Source organism: Tahibacter soli (assembly GCF_025717065.2).
Classification (GTDB): Bacteria; Pseudomonadota; Gammaproteobacteria; order Xanthomonadales; family Rhodanobacteraceae; genus Tahibacter; species Tahibacter soli.
In genome coordinates this window covers 43357-61164 of sequence record NZ_JAOVZO020000003.1, presented here as the reverse complement: position 1 = coordinate 61164, position 17808 = coordinate 43357, and the positions used below count along the sequence as shown (strand labels likewise).

At 70.4% G+C, this 17808-nt stretch carries 9 protein-coding genes; 4 read left to right on the top strand and 5 right to left on the bottom strand.

What is annotated here, in order from left to right; translation table 11 throughout:
* Positions 1-943: 943 nt before the first annotated feature.
* The 3 genes from OD750_RS02670 (at position 944) to OD750_RS02660 (ending at position 6393) form a co-directional block, all read left to right on the top strand.
* The gene (locus OD750_RS02670) at positions 944-3322 is read left to right on the top strand and encodes a winged helix-turn-helix domain-containing protein (protein WP_263545866.1); all 2379 of its coding nucleotides are present in this window, start codon (positions 944-946) and stop codon (positions 3320-3322) included.
* Between the two features lie 188 nt (positions 3323-3510).
* Positions 3511-5340 carry a choice-of-anchor Q domain-containing protein gene (locus tag OD750_RS02665; protein WP_263545865.1) on the top strand — a complete coding sequence of 610 codons (1830 nt, stop codon included), beginning with the start codon at positions 3511-3513 and terminating at the stop codon, positions 5338-5340.
* Between the two features lie 3 nt (positions 5341-5343).
* A complete protein-coding gene (locus OD750_RS02660; protein WP_263545864.1) occupies positions 5344-6393 on the top strand; it encodes a TIGR03032 family protein in 1050 nt (349 codons plus the stop codon).
* Here OD750_RS02660 and OD750_RS02655 read toward each other — a convergent pair.
* The 5 genes from OD750_RS02655 to OD750_RS02635 all read right to left on the bottom strand — a co-directional run bounded on the left by OD750_RS02655 (position 6361) and on the right by OD750_RS02635 (position 15580).
* A complete protein-coding gene (locus OD750_RS02655; RefSeq protein WP_263545863.1) occupies positions 6361-7983 on the bottom strand; it encodes a flavin monoamine oxidase family protein in 1623 nt (540 codons plus the stop codon). The two genes, OD750_RS02660 and OD750_RS02655, sit on opposite strands and share 33 nt — an antisense overlap.
* A 99-nt stretch (positions 7984-8082) precedes the next feature.
* Entirely contained in the window at positions 8083-8829 is a 747-nt protein-coding gene (locus tag OD750_RS02650; protein WP_263545862.1) for a type 1 glutamine amidotransferase, read from the bottom strand.
* A gap of 132 nt (positions 8830-8961) precedes the next feature.
* The gene (locus tag OD750_RS02645) at positions 8962-13425 is read right to left on the bottom strand and encodes a beta strand repeat-containing protein (RefSeq protein WP_263545861.1); all 4464 of its coding nucleotides are present in this window, start codon (positions 13423-13425) and stop codon (positions 8962-8964) included.
* Positions 13426-13470: 45 nt separating this feature from the next.
* Positions 13471-13875, bottom strand: coding sequence for a hypothetical protein (locus tag OD750_RS02640; protein WP_263545860.1), 405 nt, complete (start codon positions 13873-13875; stop codon positions 13471-13473).
* Positions 13876-14194: 319 nt separating this feature from the next.
* A complete protein-coding gene (locus OD750_RS02635) occupies positions 14195-15580 on the bottom strand; it encodes an MBL fold metallo-hydrolase RNA specificity domain-containing protein (protein ID WP_263545859.1) in 1386 nt (461 codons plus the stop codon).
* 213 nt (positions 15581-15793) lie between these two features.
* On the opposite strand from OD750_RS02635, the gene OD750_RS02630 reads away from it, so the two are divergent.
* Positions 15794-17755 carry a M13 family metallopeptidase gene (locus OD750_RS02630; RefSeq protein ID WP_263545858.1) on the top strand — a complete coding sequence of 654 codons (1962 nt, stop codon included), beginning with the start codon at positions 15794-15796 and terminating at the stop codon, positions 17753-17755.
* The last annotated feature ends 53 nt before the right edge of the window (positions 17756-17808 follow it).

The window sequence follows — 17808 nt, the reverse complement described above, 5'->3', positions numbered from 1 at the left end:
GTCGCGCCGCGATTTCGCATCATCTGCCGCATCGAAGCGCGAAGGCGTTCGTACGCGTGCTTCAGCGACGCAACGCCAGACCGGCTGCGCGGTTCGGGAGTCGGGCCGACACCCTGGGGATCGACGCCGTACGGTCGCGGATTCACGTCGGACCCCCGACGCGCTCTCGCCCTGAAAATTCTGAACATGAAAAGCCCCTAGATGATGGCAAGACCGCGCATGCCTGCTTGACGACAAAGTCCATCCGCCAGCGCATCTCGCTGAGCGAAGATCGTCAGCATCGATACGGTTCAGGCAGAGCGGCCCGGAGCTTGCCGAGGGAGCTCGTCTCTATTCCTCAAATTATTCTCTTCGCACTCTCAATTTTTGCCCTGATGAAACGGAAACCATTGATTCATCGAGGTTCGTTGAATAGCAATTTGCATTTCGTGACCGAGAGAACTCGCTCACTCCCGTCACGCACCGGCACATAAAAGAATTCGGTGGCGTATTTTCAACGCGATTCACCATGCGATGGCGTCGACAATCCGAACAGACATCACGGCGTCTTTACGGAAATTACGTACCCGCAAGTATCTTTTCGGGTCGCGACTATCCGTTGCGGGCAGCCTGCCGGCCGCGACGCAGCGAACATACCTGCTGGTATTCAAAGGCGCCGGTTGCTGGCGGCACGCAGGCAGGCCCGAAGGGCATGCCCCCGGACCGGTGGGAACGCCCCCCCGATACGAACCCCCGCGTTTCGCCTTCGCCCCCCGGCGCGTACGCAGAAACCGCAGCGCCACCTCGCCGCATACGACGACGAGCGGCAGCGGCACGCGCGACCGCCGCGCCCCGTCGCCTGCGCACGCCCGCCGCGAACGGCGCTCGCATGGAAAAGGTGTCCGTTGGTCGAATTGACGGACTTTGGCTTTGCGCCGGCCGCGTGCGCAGCTAACCTCTGCGTATGGTCAGGCAACGCTTCCGCTTCGGCGACTGCACGCTCGATGTCGCCGCGCGCGAACTGCGGCGTGGCGGCGCGCGCGTCGAACTCGCACCCACCGTGTTCGATTGCATCGCGTATCTCGTCGAACACCGCGACCGCGCCGTCGGTCGCGACGAACTCGTCTCGGCCGTATGGGGCAAGGCGAGCGTCAGCGACACGATGCTCGGCAAGGCCGTGCTCGCGGCGCGGCGCGCGGTCGGCGACGACGCGCAGGAGCAGGCGTTTCTGCGCACGGTGCCGCGATTCGGCTATCACTGGGTGGCACAAGTCACCGTCGACGCAATCGATACGGAGCCGTCTGGCACGCCGCCGCCGGTCACGGCACGGCCGACGGACGAAACGCCGCGATCCTCGACGCGAGCGAAGTCGCGCACACCCTGGATCGCGCTGACCGCAGTCGTGCTCGCCGCGATCGCCGCGGCGTTCTTCTGGCGCCCGCCGGCACCGACGAGCGCCGACCGCACGCTCGTCGTCGACACGCATGCGGCGCCGCCCGACGCGAGCGCCGTGCTGCCCGCCGAAATCGCGGCCGAGCCCGGCGACGCGTGGCTACGGCTCGGCTTCATGGATCTCGTCGCGACGCGGCTGCGCGCCGCCGGCCTGCCCGTGGTCGCGAGCGACAGCATCGTGCGGCTCGCGCCCGAAGGCACCACGCCCGAAGCGGCACTCGCGGCCGTGCGCCGGGCGGTCGACGTGCGGCATCTCGTGCAGCCCGCGCTCGCGCGGCGCGGCACGCAGTGGATCGCGCGTGCCGAACTCGTCGACGCCGACGGTACGCGCCGCGCGGTGCAGGCCGAGGCCGACAACGCGATCGCGGCAGCGAACGAGGTCGCCGAGCGCCTGCTCGAACTGTTCGGCCGGCGTTCCGCGGCGGCCGCGCCGCCGGTGGCGCCGACACTGGCCGAACTCGTGCAACGCGTCGACGCGGCGCGCCTGTCCGATCGCATGGACGAAGCGCGCGCGCTCGTCGCGAACGCGCCGGCCGCGTTGAAAAACGCACCGGAGCTGCGACTGCGCGAAGTGCAGGTCGACCTGCGCGCCGGCAGCTTCGACGCCGCGCGCGAACACATCGCGGCCATCCTCGCCGACGTGCCGGCCGAAACCGACCCGGTCGTGCGCGGCCGCGCGCTCGAGGCGCTGTGCGTCGTCGAGTCGCGCACGGCGCACATGGACGCGGCGATGCGCGCGTGCGACGAGGCCATCGACCTTCTGCAGTCGCGCAACGAACCGATCGCGCTCGGCCGCGCGTATCACCACCGCGGCGTGATCCATGCGCGCGAAGTGCGCCGCGAGCCCGCGCTCGCCGATTTCTCGCGTGCGCGCGTCGTGCTCGGCGCGGCCGGCGATCCGCTGCTGCTCGCGATCGTCGACGGCAACGAGAGCGTCGTCGAAATGAGTTCGGGCCGGCCGGCCGAGGCGCTGCCCGGCTTCGAACGCGCGGGCCGGCAGTTCCAGCGCTTCGGCATGTTCACCGAATTCGTCGTGTCGCTGATCAACGAGGTCGAGGCGCATCTGGCACTGCTCGATCCGCTCGAGGCGCTCAAGACGGCGGAACTCGGCTGGTCGGAACGCCACCGCATCAGCGACCCGGCGCTGCGCGCGCGCTACACGATCGCGCGCGCGTCGGCGCTCGCGGACAACGGCCGGCTCGGCGAGTCGCGCGGGCTGTACGACGAGGTCGTCGGCAGCGCGGGCGCCGCCGACGACTCGGTCGAAGCGGCCCTGGCCCGCGCGGCGCTCGCGCGGCTCGACTACGAGGCCGGCCACGACGCGAACGCCGTGCTGCTCGCGCAGCGCGCGAGCGCGGCGCTGACATCGCCGGAACTCGCGAGCGCGCGGGCGATCGCGTCGCTGACGGCCGTGCGCGCGCTGCGCCGGCTCGCGCACGACGACCAGGCGCGCGCGCAGACGCAGCTCCTGGCCGGATGGGCGCGCGGCAGCGTGCAGCCGGCGGTCGGCGTCGCCGCCGGCGTGGCGCAGGCCGAGCAGGCCGCCGCCGACCGCGATACCGACGCCGCGACGGCCGCCTACGAATCGGCGCTGACGCTCGCCGGCGCGCAGGGCCGTGCCGACACGCAGGCGCTCGTCGCGACGTCGTACGCCGGATTCCTGATCGACGCGGGCCGGCTCGACCGCGCCGCGGTCGTCGTCGGGCTGATCGCGCGCTACGCCGATCGGGACTACGACAGCGCGCTCGCGCAGTGGCGCCTGTATCGCGCGCTGGGCCGCGCCGACGCCGCCGCGTCGGCGCTCGCGCGCGTGCGGCAGCTCGCGGGCGAGCGGCCCGTGCCCGACGCGCAGCCGCCCGGCCTCGCCGGCGCGGCGGCGAACGCGCGTTGAGGCTGCTAACGCGCGTTGAGGCCGCAACCGCGCGGCGACGCCGCCGAGCGGCGGCCGAACGGCGGCCGAACGGCCGCGGAACGGAAACGGAACAGCGCCGGCATGGCTGCCCGGAACGAACGCCGCGATGCTCGGATCGCCGGGCGGCACCGCGTCGCCATGCGCATCACCTTGTCTCGGAGTCCATGATGTCGAACACCCGCCTCCCCCGCTCCCGCCGTCATGCACGGCGTCCGCTCGCCGCGTGCCTCGCCGTCGCGCTGCTCGCACCGACCGCGCTCGCGCTCGCGGCACCGGCCGTCGTCAACTGCGACGACTCGGGCGCCGGCAGCCTGCGCGCCTCGGTCGCGGCGGCCGGCAGCAGCGACGTCATCGATCTTTCCGGCCTTTCCTGCAACGCGATTTCGCTCGCGAGCGCGCTGCAGACGAACGGCATCGCCGACCTGACGGTCCGCGCGGGCGCGGCACAGAACTTCTCGATCGCCGGCAGCGGCGCCGACCGCGTGTTCTCGCATGCGGGCTCGGGCCGGCTGACGCTCGAAAACCTCGCGCTGTCGAACGGGCGCGCCGGCGACGTCGGCGGCTGCGTCGTGAGCCAGGCCGACCTGTCGCTGACCAACGTGGCGCTCGACGCCTGCGCTGCCGGCGGCAACGCCGTCGACGGCGCGCGCGGCGGCGCGGTCGCGGCGATGGGCAACGCGACGCTCGCGAACGTGCGCATCACCGGCAGCCGCGTCGACGGCACCGGCCGCGTCTTCGGCGGCGGCATCTTCGTCGGCGGCAATCTCGACGGCGCCGACGTCGTCGTCACCGGCAACACCGCGCACACGCATCTGGCCGAACCGGCCGCGCAGTTCGGCAACGTCGCGCAGGGCGGCGGCATCCACGCGCACGGCCCGACGACGCTGCGCAACGCCACGATCACCGGCAACACGGCGAAGTCGGACAGCTACGAGGTGTTCGGCGGCGGTCTGTCGGTCGGCTCGCGCGAACAGGGCTCGCCGGTGGCCTCGCTCGACCTCGTCGCGTCGACCGTCAGCGGCAACACCAACATTTCCGAGTGCGGCGTGTGCGCGCCGCAGGGCGGCGGCGGCATCGTCATCGGCGACGCGCGGCTCTCGCGCGTCACGGTCGCCGACAACACCGTCACGTCGACGAATCACTACGGCGGCGCGGGCGGCTTTCGCTTCTTCACCGGCGGCGAATCCGTCACGGCGGAAATCACGGACAGCACGATCAGCGGCAATCATGCCGACTCGGCCGGCGGCGGAATGATCGGCCCGGATCGCAGCGTGCTTTCGATCGCGCGCACGCGCATCGAGAACAACGTCGGCGCGAACGACGCGGGCATCGACGAAGCCGGCGGCGGCATCCTCGGCTTCGGCACGTCGGTGCAGCTCGTGGATTCGTCCATCACCGGCAACACGTCGGGCGCCGACGGCGGCGGCATCAACATCCTGTTCGGCGAATACGCGCCGCAGCCCACGCGCGTGATCAACTCGACGATCTCGGGCAATACCGCGCGCGAAGGCGGCGGCATCATGGCCGACGGCGGCAACTTCGAGTTCGCCAATTCCACGATCGCGTTCAACACCGCCACGCGCCGCGGCGCCGGCATCAGCGGCACCGAGTACACGTACGGCATCCGGCTCGACTCGACGATCGTCGCGAACAACTCGACGAACGGCACCGCGACGAACCTGTGGTCGTTCCCGAAGATCGTCACCGGCTCGAAGAACCTGATCCCGAACGCGAATTCGCCGGCCGACCTGCCGGGCGACACGCTGACGGCCGATCCGCAACTCGCGCCGCTCGCCGACAACGGCGGCCCGACGAAGACGCACGCGCTCGCCGCGACGAGCCCGGCGATCGACGCGGGCAGCGCGGGCGGGCTCGCGTACGATCAGCGCGGCGCGTTCTGGGTGCGCGTTTCGGGCGCGGCGGCCGACATCGGCGCGTACGAGGCGCAGCCGACGCCCGATACGATCTTCACGAGCGGGTTCGAGACGCAGAACTGACCGATGACGAACGACGACACGCTCGCGAGCGTCCACACCGCGAACTTTCCCGCGCTGCTGTCGGAGCTGCGCGCGAGCGTGCTCGTCACGACCTACCAGGCCGGCAAGCTCGTCGTGCTGCGCCCCGACGGCGGCGTGCTCAATACGCACTACCGCACGTTCGCGCGGCCGATGGGCCTTGCCGCCGACCGCAACCGGCTCGCGCTCGGCGCGGCGTCGGAAATAGTGGAGTTTTACAATATGCCGGCGGCAGCGCGGCGGCTCGCCGATCCACCGCGCCACGACGCGGTGTATCTGATGCGCCGGCGCCACGTCACCGGCGCGATCGACATCCACGAAATGGCGTTCGACGGCGCCGGCAAGCTGTGGTTCGTCAACACGCTGTTCTCGTGCCTGTGCACGCTCGACGAAGCGTCGAGCTTCGTGCCGCGCTGGCGCCCGCCGTTCGTACCGGGCTACGCGGCGGAGGATCGCTGTCACTTGAACGGCCTGGGCATGCGCGACGGCGAACCGCGCTACGTCACCGCGCTCGGCGCGACGGCGACGCCGCAGGGCTGGCGCGAGAACAAGCGCGACGGCGGCGTCGTGATGGACGTAAAAACGTCCGAAATACTCGCGCGCGGTCTGTCGATGCCGCATTCGCCGCGCTGGCACGACGGCCGCCTGTGGCTGCTCGAATCGGGCCGCGGCGCGCTCGTGACGATCGACCCGGCCACCGGCGCGAAGACCGACGTCGCGCGCGTGCCGGGCTTCGCGCGCGGGCTCGACTTCGCCGGTCCCGTCGCGCTGATCGGCCTGTCGCAGCTGCGCGAGACGAACGCGTTCACCGATATTCCGATCACGCAGGACAACGCCGAGCGGCTGTCCGGCGTATGGGCCGTGCACACCGGCACCGGCGCGACGCTCGCGTTCGTGAAGTTCACCGGCGGCGTGCAGGAAATCTTCGCCGTGCACGCGCTGCACGGCGTCGCGTATCCCGAAATCGTGTTCGACGGCGACCTGCTCGCGTCGTCGTACGCGCTACCCGACGACGCGCTGCGCGACGTGCGCTAGCCCGGCCGTCTTCGCGACGCCGCGCGCCGCGAGTACCTGCTGCGCCGCCGCCTCGCCCGACTCGACGCCGCCTTCCATGAAGCCCTGGTTGTCGAGCGAGCAGTGTTCGCCGGCGAAGAAAAGATTGCCGGCCGGCTCGCCGAACGCGCCGCGCAGCGTCGTCCACTGTCCCGGCGCGAAGCACAGATAGCTGCCCCGCGCCCACGGATGCGTCGGCCAGTGGAAGCGCGCCTCGCGCGCGCCCGCGCGCGCCGACGCGAGCCCCGGAAACACGCGATCGAGTTCGGCCACCGCGCGGTCGGCCTGCTGCTTCGGCGTGCCCTCGCCAATCGCCAGGCCGTGCCGGCCGCCCGTGAAGTTGGTCAGGATACCGGCGCTGCCGGCCTGCTGGCGGCTCGTTTCCCACGTCGTCTGCGGCGCGAGATCGCACATCAGACTGCCGTTGCCGCGCGCGCGCGTGCGCCACACGCGCTCGTTCACGCCGATCATGAGCTTCGCGTTAGTGCCGTAGCGCAGCTGCGCCAGCGCGCGCTGTTCCACCGGCGGCAGTTCGACCGACAGCTGCACCTGCCGCAAGGTGGTCAACGGAATCGCCAGCACCACCTGCTTCGCGCGCACGTCGACGCTCGACGAACCGCGGCGGAACGTCAGGCGATAGCCGCCGCTGCTGTCCTGTGCGATCGCCTCGAGCGCCGCGCCGGTTTCGATCGCGCCGGACAGGTGCTTGGCGATCGCCGTGGGAATGCGGTCGTTGCCGCCACGCACGTGATAGCGCTCGTCGCTCTCGCCGAAGATGCGGAACGCGTCGGTGCCGGCGTCGATGAACGTCAGAAGGTTGAGCGCCGACTGCTCGTCGCACTCGAGGCCCATCTCGGTCGTGTACGCGACGTCGAGCAGGGTGCGCATCCAGCCCGACACGCCGTTCGCGTCGAACCACTGCGCGATCGACAGGCGGTCGAACGCGGCGGCGTCGCCCGGGGTGCGGTACGTGATGTCGACGTCGCCGAGGATCGCCTGGTCGCGCGCGAGCGCCTGCGCGATCGGCGCGAATGCGGCGATGATCTCGTGCTCGCTGCGGTGCGCGCCGCCGAAGTACCACGTGTCGTCGTGACCCGGCGTCTCGGTGCCCGCCAGATCGTCGAGCGGCAGGCCGAACTCGTCGGCGAGCGCGCGCATGCGCGCGTGGCCGGTGTCGATCAGTTCGCCGCCGAGTTCGCACACCTGGCCGTCGGCGAAATGGCCCGCGAGGCTCAGGATGCGACCGCCGATGCGGTTCTGCGCCTCGTACACGGTCGCGCCGACGCCGGCCTGCCGCAGGCGCCACGCGGCCGTGAGGCCGGCGATGCCGCCGCCGACCACGACGACGTCTTCCTCCGTCGGCGGCGTATACAACGGGATATGGCGGCACGACGCGAGCGTCAGCGCCGCCGCGGCCGTCGCGCCCTGGCGCAGGAAGCGCCGGCGAGAGGCGTCGGCGCGCGCTTCGAACGCGCGCGCGATGGTTTCGTCGAGCGGCACGGCGCCGGTCTGCGACGCGCGCGCAACGGAAAACGCGCGCCGCAGCACGCGCATCAACGGGGTACGGCTCATCGGTTCCTCCCTGACGGTCCACCGCAACGTGGATTCGTTGCAAGGTACACGAACGGCACCGTACGGATGCCGAACGGGGAAGTAAACGCCGACGGGCGATCAACGCGAACCGAGCGTGATGCGGCGGGCCGGACGGCCGACGAGATCGAGAAACGGATTGAACACGGCTTCGGCCGTCGCCTGCATGGCGTCGATCTCGAGCGCGGTGCGTTCGCGGATCGTCTGCGCGTCCTGCGGCAGGTTCGCCGCGGCGAGTTCGTCGCGGTAGCGCTCGATGCCGAGCCAGCGTTCGATCAGCGCGCGGTCGGCCTCGAGATGAAACTGGAAGCCGTAGGCCGCGCGGCCGTAGCGGAACGCCTGGTTCTCGCAGGTGCCGCTGCGCGCGAGGTGCTGCGCGTCGCGCGGCAGCTCGAACGTGTAGCTGTGCCATTGAAAGATCGGCCGCGCCGCGCCGATCGCGCCGAGCACCGGGTCGCCCCTGCCAGCGTCGGTCGCGGCGACGTCGTACCAGCCGATCTCCGGCTGGCGGTGGCGCGTGACCGGCGCGCCGAGCACGTGCGCGAGCAACTGCGCGCCGAGGCAGATGCCGAGCACCGGCTTGTCCTGGCGTAGCGCGGTTTCGATCGCGCGCAGTTCGGTCGTCAGGTGCGGCCTGCGATCCTGCTCGTCGACGTTCATCGGACCGCCGAGCACGACGAGGCCGCGATAGCGGTCGAGGCAAGGCTCGGCGTCGGGATGGCGCTCGAAGTTGACGAACTTGATGCGATGGCCGCGCCGCCGGATCAGGCGGTCGAGCGTGCCGAGCGGTTCGGCGGCGACGTGCTGGAAGACGAGAAGGCGGGACATGCCCCGAATCTAGCGAACGGCCGCGCGCGGGCCAAATGACGCTTCGCGCCGTCGCCGGCGCGGGTGTTGAAACCCGCGCCGTTTCCTCGACGGATCGCGCGGCGGCGGGCAGGCCCGCCGCCGCGCGCGACGTCAGTCGGTCCGCCGCACACCGCGCCGCGCGAGCGCGACGAGGCCGAGCGCGGCGAGCAGCAGCGCCCAGATGCCGAGCGCCGGCACCGGCACGGCGATCTCGCGCGCCGCGACCGTGGTCGTGTCGGTCGCGCTGTCGTTGCCCGGCGTCGGGTCGGTGAGACCGGCCGGCGCCGCGATCGTCGCGGTGTTCGTGATCACCGTGCCGATCGCCGCGGCGACCGAGACGGGGCACGTCACGGTGAACGTCGCCGCGCCGCCGGCCGGCAGGTCGACGCTCGCCGCGATCGAGCCGCTGCCGGATGCCGGACAGACCGCGCCGCCGGTCGCCGCGCACGCCCATGTCGGGGCCGCGCATTCGGCGGGCAGCGTGTCGTTGACCGTCGCGCCGATCGCCGCGCTCGGACCCGTCGCGTTCGTCGCCGCGATCGTGTACGTCAGCACGCCGCCGGCCAGCACCGTCGTGACGCCGTCCGTCTTCGTGACCGCAAGGTCGGCGCTCGCGCCGAGCGCGTCGGTGTCGGTCGCGCTGTCGTTGCCCGGCGTCGGATCGGCCGTGCCGGCCGGCGCCGCGGCGCTCGCGGTGTTGACGAGGCTGCCCGTCGCCGAAGCGCTGATGCTGCACGCCAGCGCATACGTCACGCTCGCGCCGCCCGGCAGGTTCGCCGTGTCGGCGATGCTGCCCGAACCGGACGCCGTGCATGTACCGCCGGCGGTGCCGGCACACGTCCACGTGCAGGTGAGCGCGGCCGGCAGCGTGTCGTTCACGGTCACGCCGGCGGCGTCGCTGGGACCCGCGTTCGAGACGACGACCGTGTACGCCGTCGTGCCGCCCGCGGTCGACGTCGTACCGCCGTTCGTCTTGGTGACGGCGATGTCGGCGCTCGCGGCGAGCGTGTCGGTGTCGGTCGCGCTGTTGTTCGCGGGATCCGGATCGTTCGTGCCGACGGGCACCGCAACGCTCGCGGTATTCGCGAGGCTGCCGCTCGCCGACGCGCCGATCGCGCACGTCGCCGTGTAGGTGACGCTGCCGCCGTCCGGGATGTTCACCGTGTCGCCGATGTTGCCGCTGCCCGACGCCGCGCACGTGCCGCCGCCGGCGCCGGCGCACGTCCACGTGCACGTGAGCGCGGCCGGGAAGGTGTCGGTCACCGTCGCGCCGGTCGCGTTGCTCGGCCCCGCGTTCGACGCCACGATCGTGTAAGTCGTCGAGCCGCCCGGCGTCGCGCTCGCCACGCCGTCGGTCTTCGTGATCGACAGGTCGGACACCGCGCCGCCGACCGTGAACTGCGTCGGATCGGCCGCGCCGCCCACGGCGGGATCGTCGGTCGTGCGCGTCGCGTCGTTCGTGCCGTTGCCATCGCCGTCGTACGAGATCGAACCCTGGTTGGCAATCGTGCCGGTGGCCGACGGCGAGATCGTCGCGTTGATCGTGATCGTGACACTGCCGGCGATCGGGATCGGGCCGTTCCACGTCACCGTATTCGTACCGACGCTCGCCACCGCAGTGCCGCTCGACGCGGAGGCCGACACCAGCGTGAGGCTCGCCGGCAGCACGTCGGTGAACTCGTTGCCCGGGTTGTCGCCCTGCGGCCCGCCGCTGTTCGTCAGCGTCACCGTGTACGTGACCGACGCGCCCGGCGTGAACGTGCCGGCGACGGTCTTCGTGCCGGCGACGTTCGCGCCGGCCGCGTTGATCGTGTCGGTGTCGGTCGCCGCGTTGTTCGCCGGGTTCGGATCGGTCACGCCGGCCGGCGCCGCGACGGTCGCGGTATTGGAAAGCGTGCCGGTCGCCGCGAGCGCCACCGCGCAGGTCGCGGTATACGTCGTCGAGCCGCCGGCCGGCAGGTTCACGGTGTCGCCGATATTGCCGCTGCCGGATGCCGTGCAGGTGCCGCCGCCGGCGCCCACGCACGTCCACGCGCACGTGAGCGACGCCGGGAACGTATCGGCGACCGTTGCGCCGGTCGCGTTGCTCGGTCCCGCGTTCGCCGCGACGATCGTGTACGTCGTCGAACCGCCCGCCGTCACGCTCGCGACGCCGTCGGTCTTCGTGATGGAAAGATCGGCGCTCGGCGTCACCGTGTCGGTGTCGGTCGCCGAGTTGTTCGCCGGATTCGGATCGGTGACGCCGGCCGGCGCCGCGACGGTCGCGGTGTTGGAGAGCGTGCCGCTCGCGGCCGCGCTGACAGCGCACGACACGGTATACGTGACGCTGCCGCCCGCCGGCAGATTCGCCGTGTCGCCGATATTGCCGCTGCCCGCGGCCGTGCACGTGCCGCCGCCGGCGCCGACGCACGTCCAGGTGCACGTGAGCGACGCGGGGAACGTATCGGCGATCGTCGAACCCGGCGCGTTGCTCGGGCCGGCGTTCGACGCGGTGATCGTGTAGGTCACGCTGCCGCCGGGCGTCGCGGTCGTCACGCCGTCGGTCTTCGTGATCGCGAGGTCGGCGTTCGGCGTCAGCGTGTCGGTATCGGTCGCCGAGTTGTTCGCCGGATTCGGATCGCTGATCGCCGACGACACCGTCGCGGTGTTCGACAGCGTGCCGGTCGCGCTCGCGTTGACGGCGCAGGTGGCCGTATACGTGACGCTGCCGCCGACCGGCAGGTTCGTCGCGTCGTTGATGTTGCCCGAGCCCGCCGCCGTGCACGTGCCGCCGCCCGCGCCGACGCACGTCCAGGTGCACGTGAGCGAGGCCGGGAACGAATCGGCGACCGTTGCGCCGGTCACCGCGTCGGTGCCGGCGTTCGACGCCGTGATCGTGTAGGTCACGCTGCCGCCCGGCGTCGCGGTCGTCACGCCGTCGGTCTTCGTGATCGAGAGGTCTGCCGTCGCCGCGCGGCACGCGGTAACCGTCACATCGTCAATCGCCGCGCCGCCGAAGTTCGTCGCGCCGGTGCCGCTGTCGAGGTGGAACAACAATTCCACATTGTTTCCTGCCATCGTGTCGGCGCGCTTGTCCACTACCCCCCAGCCGGCGCTGGCCGGCACCTGCACGACCGGATTGCCGACGGCGTCGGTCATCACCGCGTCGAGGTGCTCGAACAGGCGGATCGCCGTGGCCGGCAGGCCGACCTGCTGGATCGACACGTTGTAATGGTCGTTGGTCGCCGTATCCATCTGGTACCGATGCGCCCAGCTCACGACGACCGGCGGCGACAGCCCCGCGAGGTTGATCGGTGCCGACAACAGATCCTGGCTGCTCGACGCGTTGTAGGTGTTGTCGAGATCGGTCTTCCAGCAGTTCGTGCCGCTCGCGCAGGTGTTGAACGCGGCGACGGGATTCGCCGTCGCGGTCGCGACGGTCGCCGGCAGGCCGAGCTCCCATTCGTCGGCCGTGCCGCTGTGCGTGAAACCCGCGGCGCCCGATTCGAAATCGGTCGAGTACACCGTCTGCGGCACGAAGCCCGGCGCGCACGCCGGCGGCGGCGGCGCCTCGCAGATCTCGATGCTCCAGCCGGTGATGCTGCCGGTGTCCACCGCGACGTCGTCGCGCACCTGCAGCGTCCACGTGCCGCCGGCGTTCTCACCGTCGAACCAGGCGAGACGGTAGTTGAATTCGGGCTGCACGCGCATGCCGGCCGACACCTGGAAGGCGGGCGGAATCGCCGCTTCGTCGTCGATCACGATATCGAGCAGCGACCGGCCCCCGGTCGTCTGGTTGAACACGTCGGTGAACAGGCCCACGTCGTTGCCCGCCGGCGAAATCAGGTGCACGTCGTAGTCGGCCATGAACGTGTGGTTGCCCTGGATCGCGACGTTGATGTCGGCGATGCGCGGGTTGCCGGGCACGGTCAGCGTCGACGTGACCGAACCGACATCGGGCACCGCGACCGGCACGTTCGTCGACGTGTAGGTGGTGCAGTTGACGCCGGTCGTCACGCGCGGGAACACGGTAGCGGAGAGGTGATACGTGCCGAACGTCGCCGCGGCGGACGTATCGACGTAGATCGAATACGTGCCGGCGTCCTTGACGGTCATGAAATACGCTTCGGAGTCCGGCGCGGTATACGGCGCGAAGCCGGCGCCGCTGTCGTTGACGAGCAGCACCAGCGTGTCGAACACGCCCAGGCCCAGGCGCAGGTTCGAATCGCCGTTGCGCTCGGGATCCTGGTCGAGACTCAGGAACACCGTGTCGCCGGCGTTGAGCGTGATCGAATAGAAGTCGACGTCGGTTGCGCTCGCAACGCTGCCGTCGACCCAGCCGCCGACCGGCAGCGCCTGGCCCGGCGCCGTGTCGTTCGGTTCGGTTTCGGGCGTCGGCGTGCCGCTGCGCAACTGGAAGTACAGGTGATACGGCCGCAGCTGCGCCGTCGCCGAATTGTGCTTGACGCGCAGGTAGTACGTGCCGGCCGTCGCAAGCGTCGTGCCGGCGATCGACGACGACAGCGTGCCGAACGAGCCGTCGTCCTCGTCGCCTTCGAGAATCGTCGTGCCGTCGCTCGCGTACAGTTCGAGCACGCTGTCGTTCGACGCGCTGCCCGACGCCGAAGTCTGCAGCGCCGCCTAGACGCGGTCGCCCGCGGCGGCGGTGAAGCTGTAGAAGTCGAGATCGCCGTTCGGATAGATGTTGCCGACGATATGTGTCGCGCCGTTCGTCAGCGGCAGCGGTGTCGCGGTGGCCGGCGTGCCGTTCGGCTCGACCTCGGCGTTGAGCGACGGATCGATATTGAACGACGGTCGTACAACGGGGCTTTGCGCCGTCGGGTTCGACGGCGAGCGCGGCAGCGATTCGACCGGCGGCGCCGGATCCTTGCCGTTGCGCGGCGCGTCGATCGACAGCAGCGTCGGCACCGGCTCGGCTTTCGCGGCCGGAACGGTACGCGCCTGCGAAACTCCCCCGATCAGCAGCACGCCGGCGAACGACAGCAGGCCCAGCCCGCGACGAACGGCACCCGAACGATTTTTCACGGTAACCCCCCTGCTCCGCGCAGCGGCGGAACCACGCCAGCCCCTCGCCGGCGATCGGGACGACCACCGGCGCCCGCCGGACCGCTCTGCGGTCCGGTTCGTCATGCAGCGACACCTTGTCGTTCAAGGACTCCCCGCGCTGCAGCCGACCCCCGCCGTACCGCAGCGCATGCTGGAAACCTTACTCCCGGCCGGCGATGCCGTCCATGCCGTGCCGCGGCACGATTCGACAGGCGCGCGCCCGCCTGCCGCATCGCTGCGGCCCCTGACGGGAGAAGCGCGATCGCGCGGCGGAAACGATCACGCCGCGCGCGACGGATCAGACCTCGACGATGCCGCCGGGACGACTGAGTTCGGCTCGGGCGCCGTACTTCTCGCGCAATTTGCCGGCGAGCGCGCGGCGCGCCTCGTCTTCGCCGTGCACGAGGTATACCGGCGGACGGCTCGTGAAATGTCCGTACCATTCCATCAGTCCGGCCTGGTCGGCATGCGCCGACAGGCCGCCGATCGTGTGCCGCTGCGCGCGCACCTCGATGCGTTCGCCGAACAGCCGCACGTCGTGCACGCCGTCGACGAGGAGCCGCCCGAGCGTGCCGTGCGCCTGGTAGCCGGCGAACACGATATGCGCGTTCTCGCGGCCGAGGTTGTGGCGCAGGTGATGGCGGATGCGTCCGCCGTTGCACATGCCGGAACCCGCGATGATCACCGCGCCGCCTTCTTCGCGGTTGAGCGCCTGCGATTCGTCGACCGACTCGGTCACGCGCAGATTCGGCAGCCGCAGCGGCTGGTGCCGGCTCGCCCACAATCGCCTGGCTTCGTCGTCGAAAATATCGTCGTGTTTTTCATAGACCGACAGCACCTTGCCGGCCATCGGGCTGTCGAGATAGATGCGGAAACGATCGACGCCCCAGTCCTCGTAGTTCTCGGCCATCCAGTACAGGAGTTCCTGCGTGCGACCCACCGCGAACGCCGGAATCACGATGTTGCCGCCCGACCGGTACGCCTCGCCGAACACGCGGCCCAGCTCGTCGACCGTGTCGCCGCGCGAGCGGTGCAGGCGGTTGCCGTAGGTCGATTCCATCAGCACGATGTCGGCGTCGGCGATCGGCTCGGGATCGCGCAGGATCGGCGTGCCCTTCGGGCCGATGTCGCCCGAGAACACGAGCCGGCGCGGCGCCTCGCCGTCGGTCCACAATTCCACCGCGGCCGAGCCGAGGATGTGGCCGGCGTCGCGCAGGCGCACGTGGATGCCGGGCAGAATTTCCTTCGCCTCGCCGTAGTCGAGTCGCCGCACGTTGCGCAGCGCGGCCTTCGCGTCTTCGCGCGTGTACAGCGGATCGAGCGGCTTCTGCCCCTGCTGCGCACGCCGGCGGTTCTCGCGCAGCGTGTCGCTCTCGGCGATCGAGGCGGAATCCTCGAGCATGATGCGCGTGAGATCGGCGGTCGCGGCCTGCGCCCAGATCGGGCCCGTGAAACCGCGCTTGACGAGCAACGGCACGCGGCCGACGTGGTCGATATGCGCGTGGCTGAGCACCAGCGCGTCGATGCGCGCGGGATCGAACGGAAACGGATCGGCGTTGCGCGCTTCGGTTTCCTCGTCGCCCTGGATCATGCCGCAGTCGAGCAGCACGAGTTTGTCGTCGATCGCGACGAGATGGCTCGAACCCGTGACCTCGCCGTTGGCGCCGCAAAACCGTACGCGCATGTTCGCTCCCGATGTGATTTTGCCGATTATGCGCCCTGGCAACCCGCCGGAACTGCGCCTGCGCGCGCCCCGGGGCTAGCCCCAACCTTCGACACTGTATGATCGGCGGTCCAGTCCTTACCCTGCGCCCCGCTCATGCGTCAACCGCTTCCAGCCCGTCGTTCCCTTCGCGCGCGCGCCGCCGCGCTCGCGTTCGGCTGCGCGTTCGCCGGCATGGCCTGCGCCAACGAACGCGGTCTCGACGCCGCGAATTTCGATCCGGCGACGCCCGCCTGTCGCGACTTTTTCCAGTATGCGAACGGCGGCTGGCTCAAGGGCAATCCCATTCCGCCCGAATACGGCGGCTGGAGCCTCGACGACGAGCTGCGCGAACGCAATGAAAAAATGCTGCGCGGCGTGCTCGACGCGGCGGCGACGAAGCCCGAACCCGCGGGCAGCAATACGCAGAAAATCGGCGATTTCTACGCGACCGCGCTCGACGAAGCCGGCGCGGAAAAAGCCGGCCGTACACCGATCGAACCCGAGCTGGCGCGCATCGCGGCGCTCAAGACGCCCGCCGACGTCGCCGCCTTCGTGCGCGAGAGCCACGCGCGCGGCGATCTCGCGCTGTTCGACCTGTTCGTCGATTCGGACATGAAGAACCCGGGGACCGCGATCGCCTACGCGGTCCAGGGCGGCCTCGGCCTGCCCGATCGCGACTACTACCTGCGCGACGACGCCAAATCGAAAGACCTGCTCGGCTTCTATCGCGCCTATGTCGCGCAGCTGCTCGTGCTCGCCGGCAGCGCCGACGCGAACCGGCAGGCCGACGCGGTCGTCGCGCTCGAAACGCGGCTCGCCAAGGCGTCGCTCGATCCCGTCGCGCTGCGCGATCCGGACAAGCTGTACGACAAGACGACGCTGAAGGCGGCCGATGCGAAAACGCCGCATTTTTCCTGGAGCGGCTTCTTCAACGCGCTGGGCCGCACCGACGTCGACACGTTCTCGCTCGCGCCGGTCGCGTTCTTCCGGGAGATGGACGCGGCGATCGCCGACGTGCCGGTCGAAACCTGGCGCGCGTACTTCGTCTTCCATCTCGTCGACCACGCGGCGCCGATGCTGTCCAAGGCATTCGTCGACGCGAACTTCGGATTCCGCGGCAAGCACCTGTACGGCTCGCAGGAAATCAAGCTGCGCTGGAAGCGCGCGCTCGACGCGACGAACGCGGCGCTCGGCGAAGCGGTCGGCGAAGTCTACGTCGCCCGCGCGTTCCCCCCGGCCGCGAAGGCCGGCGCCGTGCAACTCGTGGAAAACCTGAAAAAAGCGCTGCGCGTGCGCATCGACAAGCTCGACTGGATGAGCCCGGCGACGAAAAAGGCCGCCTACGCCAAGCTCGACGGCCTCGTCGCGAAGATCGGCTATCCCGATTCGTGGCGCGACTACTCGGGCCTCAAGGTCTCCCGCGGCAACTACTACGCGAACGTCGCCGCCGCCACCGCGTTCGAAGGCCGGCGCCAGATCGACAAGATCGGCAAGCCGGTCGACCGCGCCGAATGGGGCATGTCGCCGCAGACCGTCAACGCGTATTTCAATCCGCTGCAAAATGAAATCGTATTCCCCGCCGCGCAGCTGTTGCCGCCGTATTTCGACGAGAAGATGGACGACGCGGTCAACTACGGCGCGATCGGCGCGGTGATCGGCCACGAGCTGCTGCACGGTTTCGACGACCAGGGCAGCCGCTTCGACGCGAAGGGCGCGCTCGCCGACTGGTGGAGCGACGACGACCGCAAGCAGTTCGAGGAGCGTACCGCCAAGCTCGTCAAGCAGTTCGACGCGTTCGCGCCGATCGACGATCTGCACATCAACGGCGAGCTCACGCTCGGCGAGAACATCGCCGACTTCGGTGGCCTGCAGGTCGCGTGGGACGCGTGGCAGATCGCGCGCGCCGGCAAGCCCGCCGAAAAGATCGACGGGCTGACGCCCGAGCAGCGTTTCTTTCTAGCGTTCGCGCAGTCGTGGCGCGGCGCGCAGCGCGACGCGGCGCTGCGCGTGCAGGTGCAGTCGAACGAACACGCGCCCGCCAAGTGGCGTGTGCTCGGCCCGCTCGCGAACCTGCCGGCGTTCGCCGCCGCGTTCTCGTGCAAGGCCGGCGACGCGATGGTGCGGCCGGCCGCCGACCGCGTCGATATCTGGTGAACTTTTTCAACGTTCCGCGCACGAACGGCGTGCGCGTCCTCAACCTTTCCAAC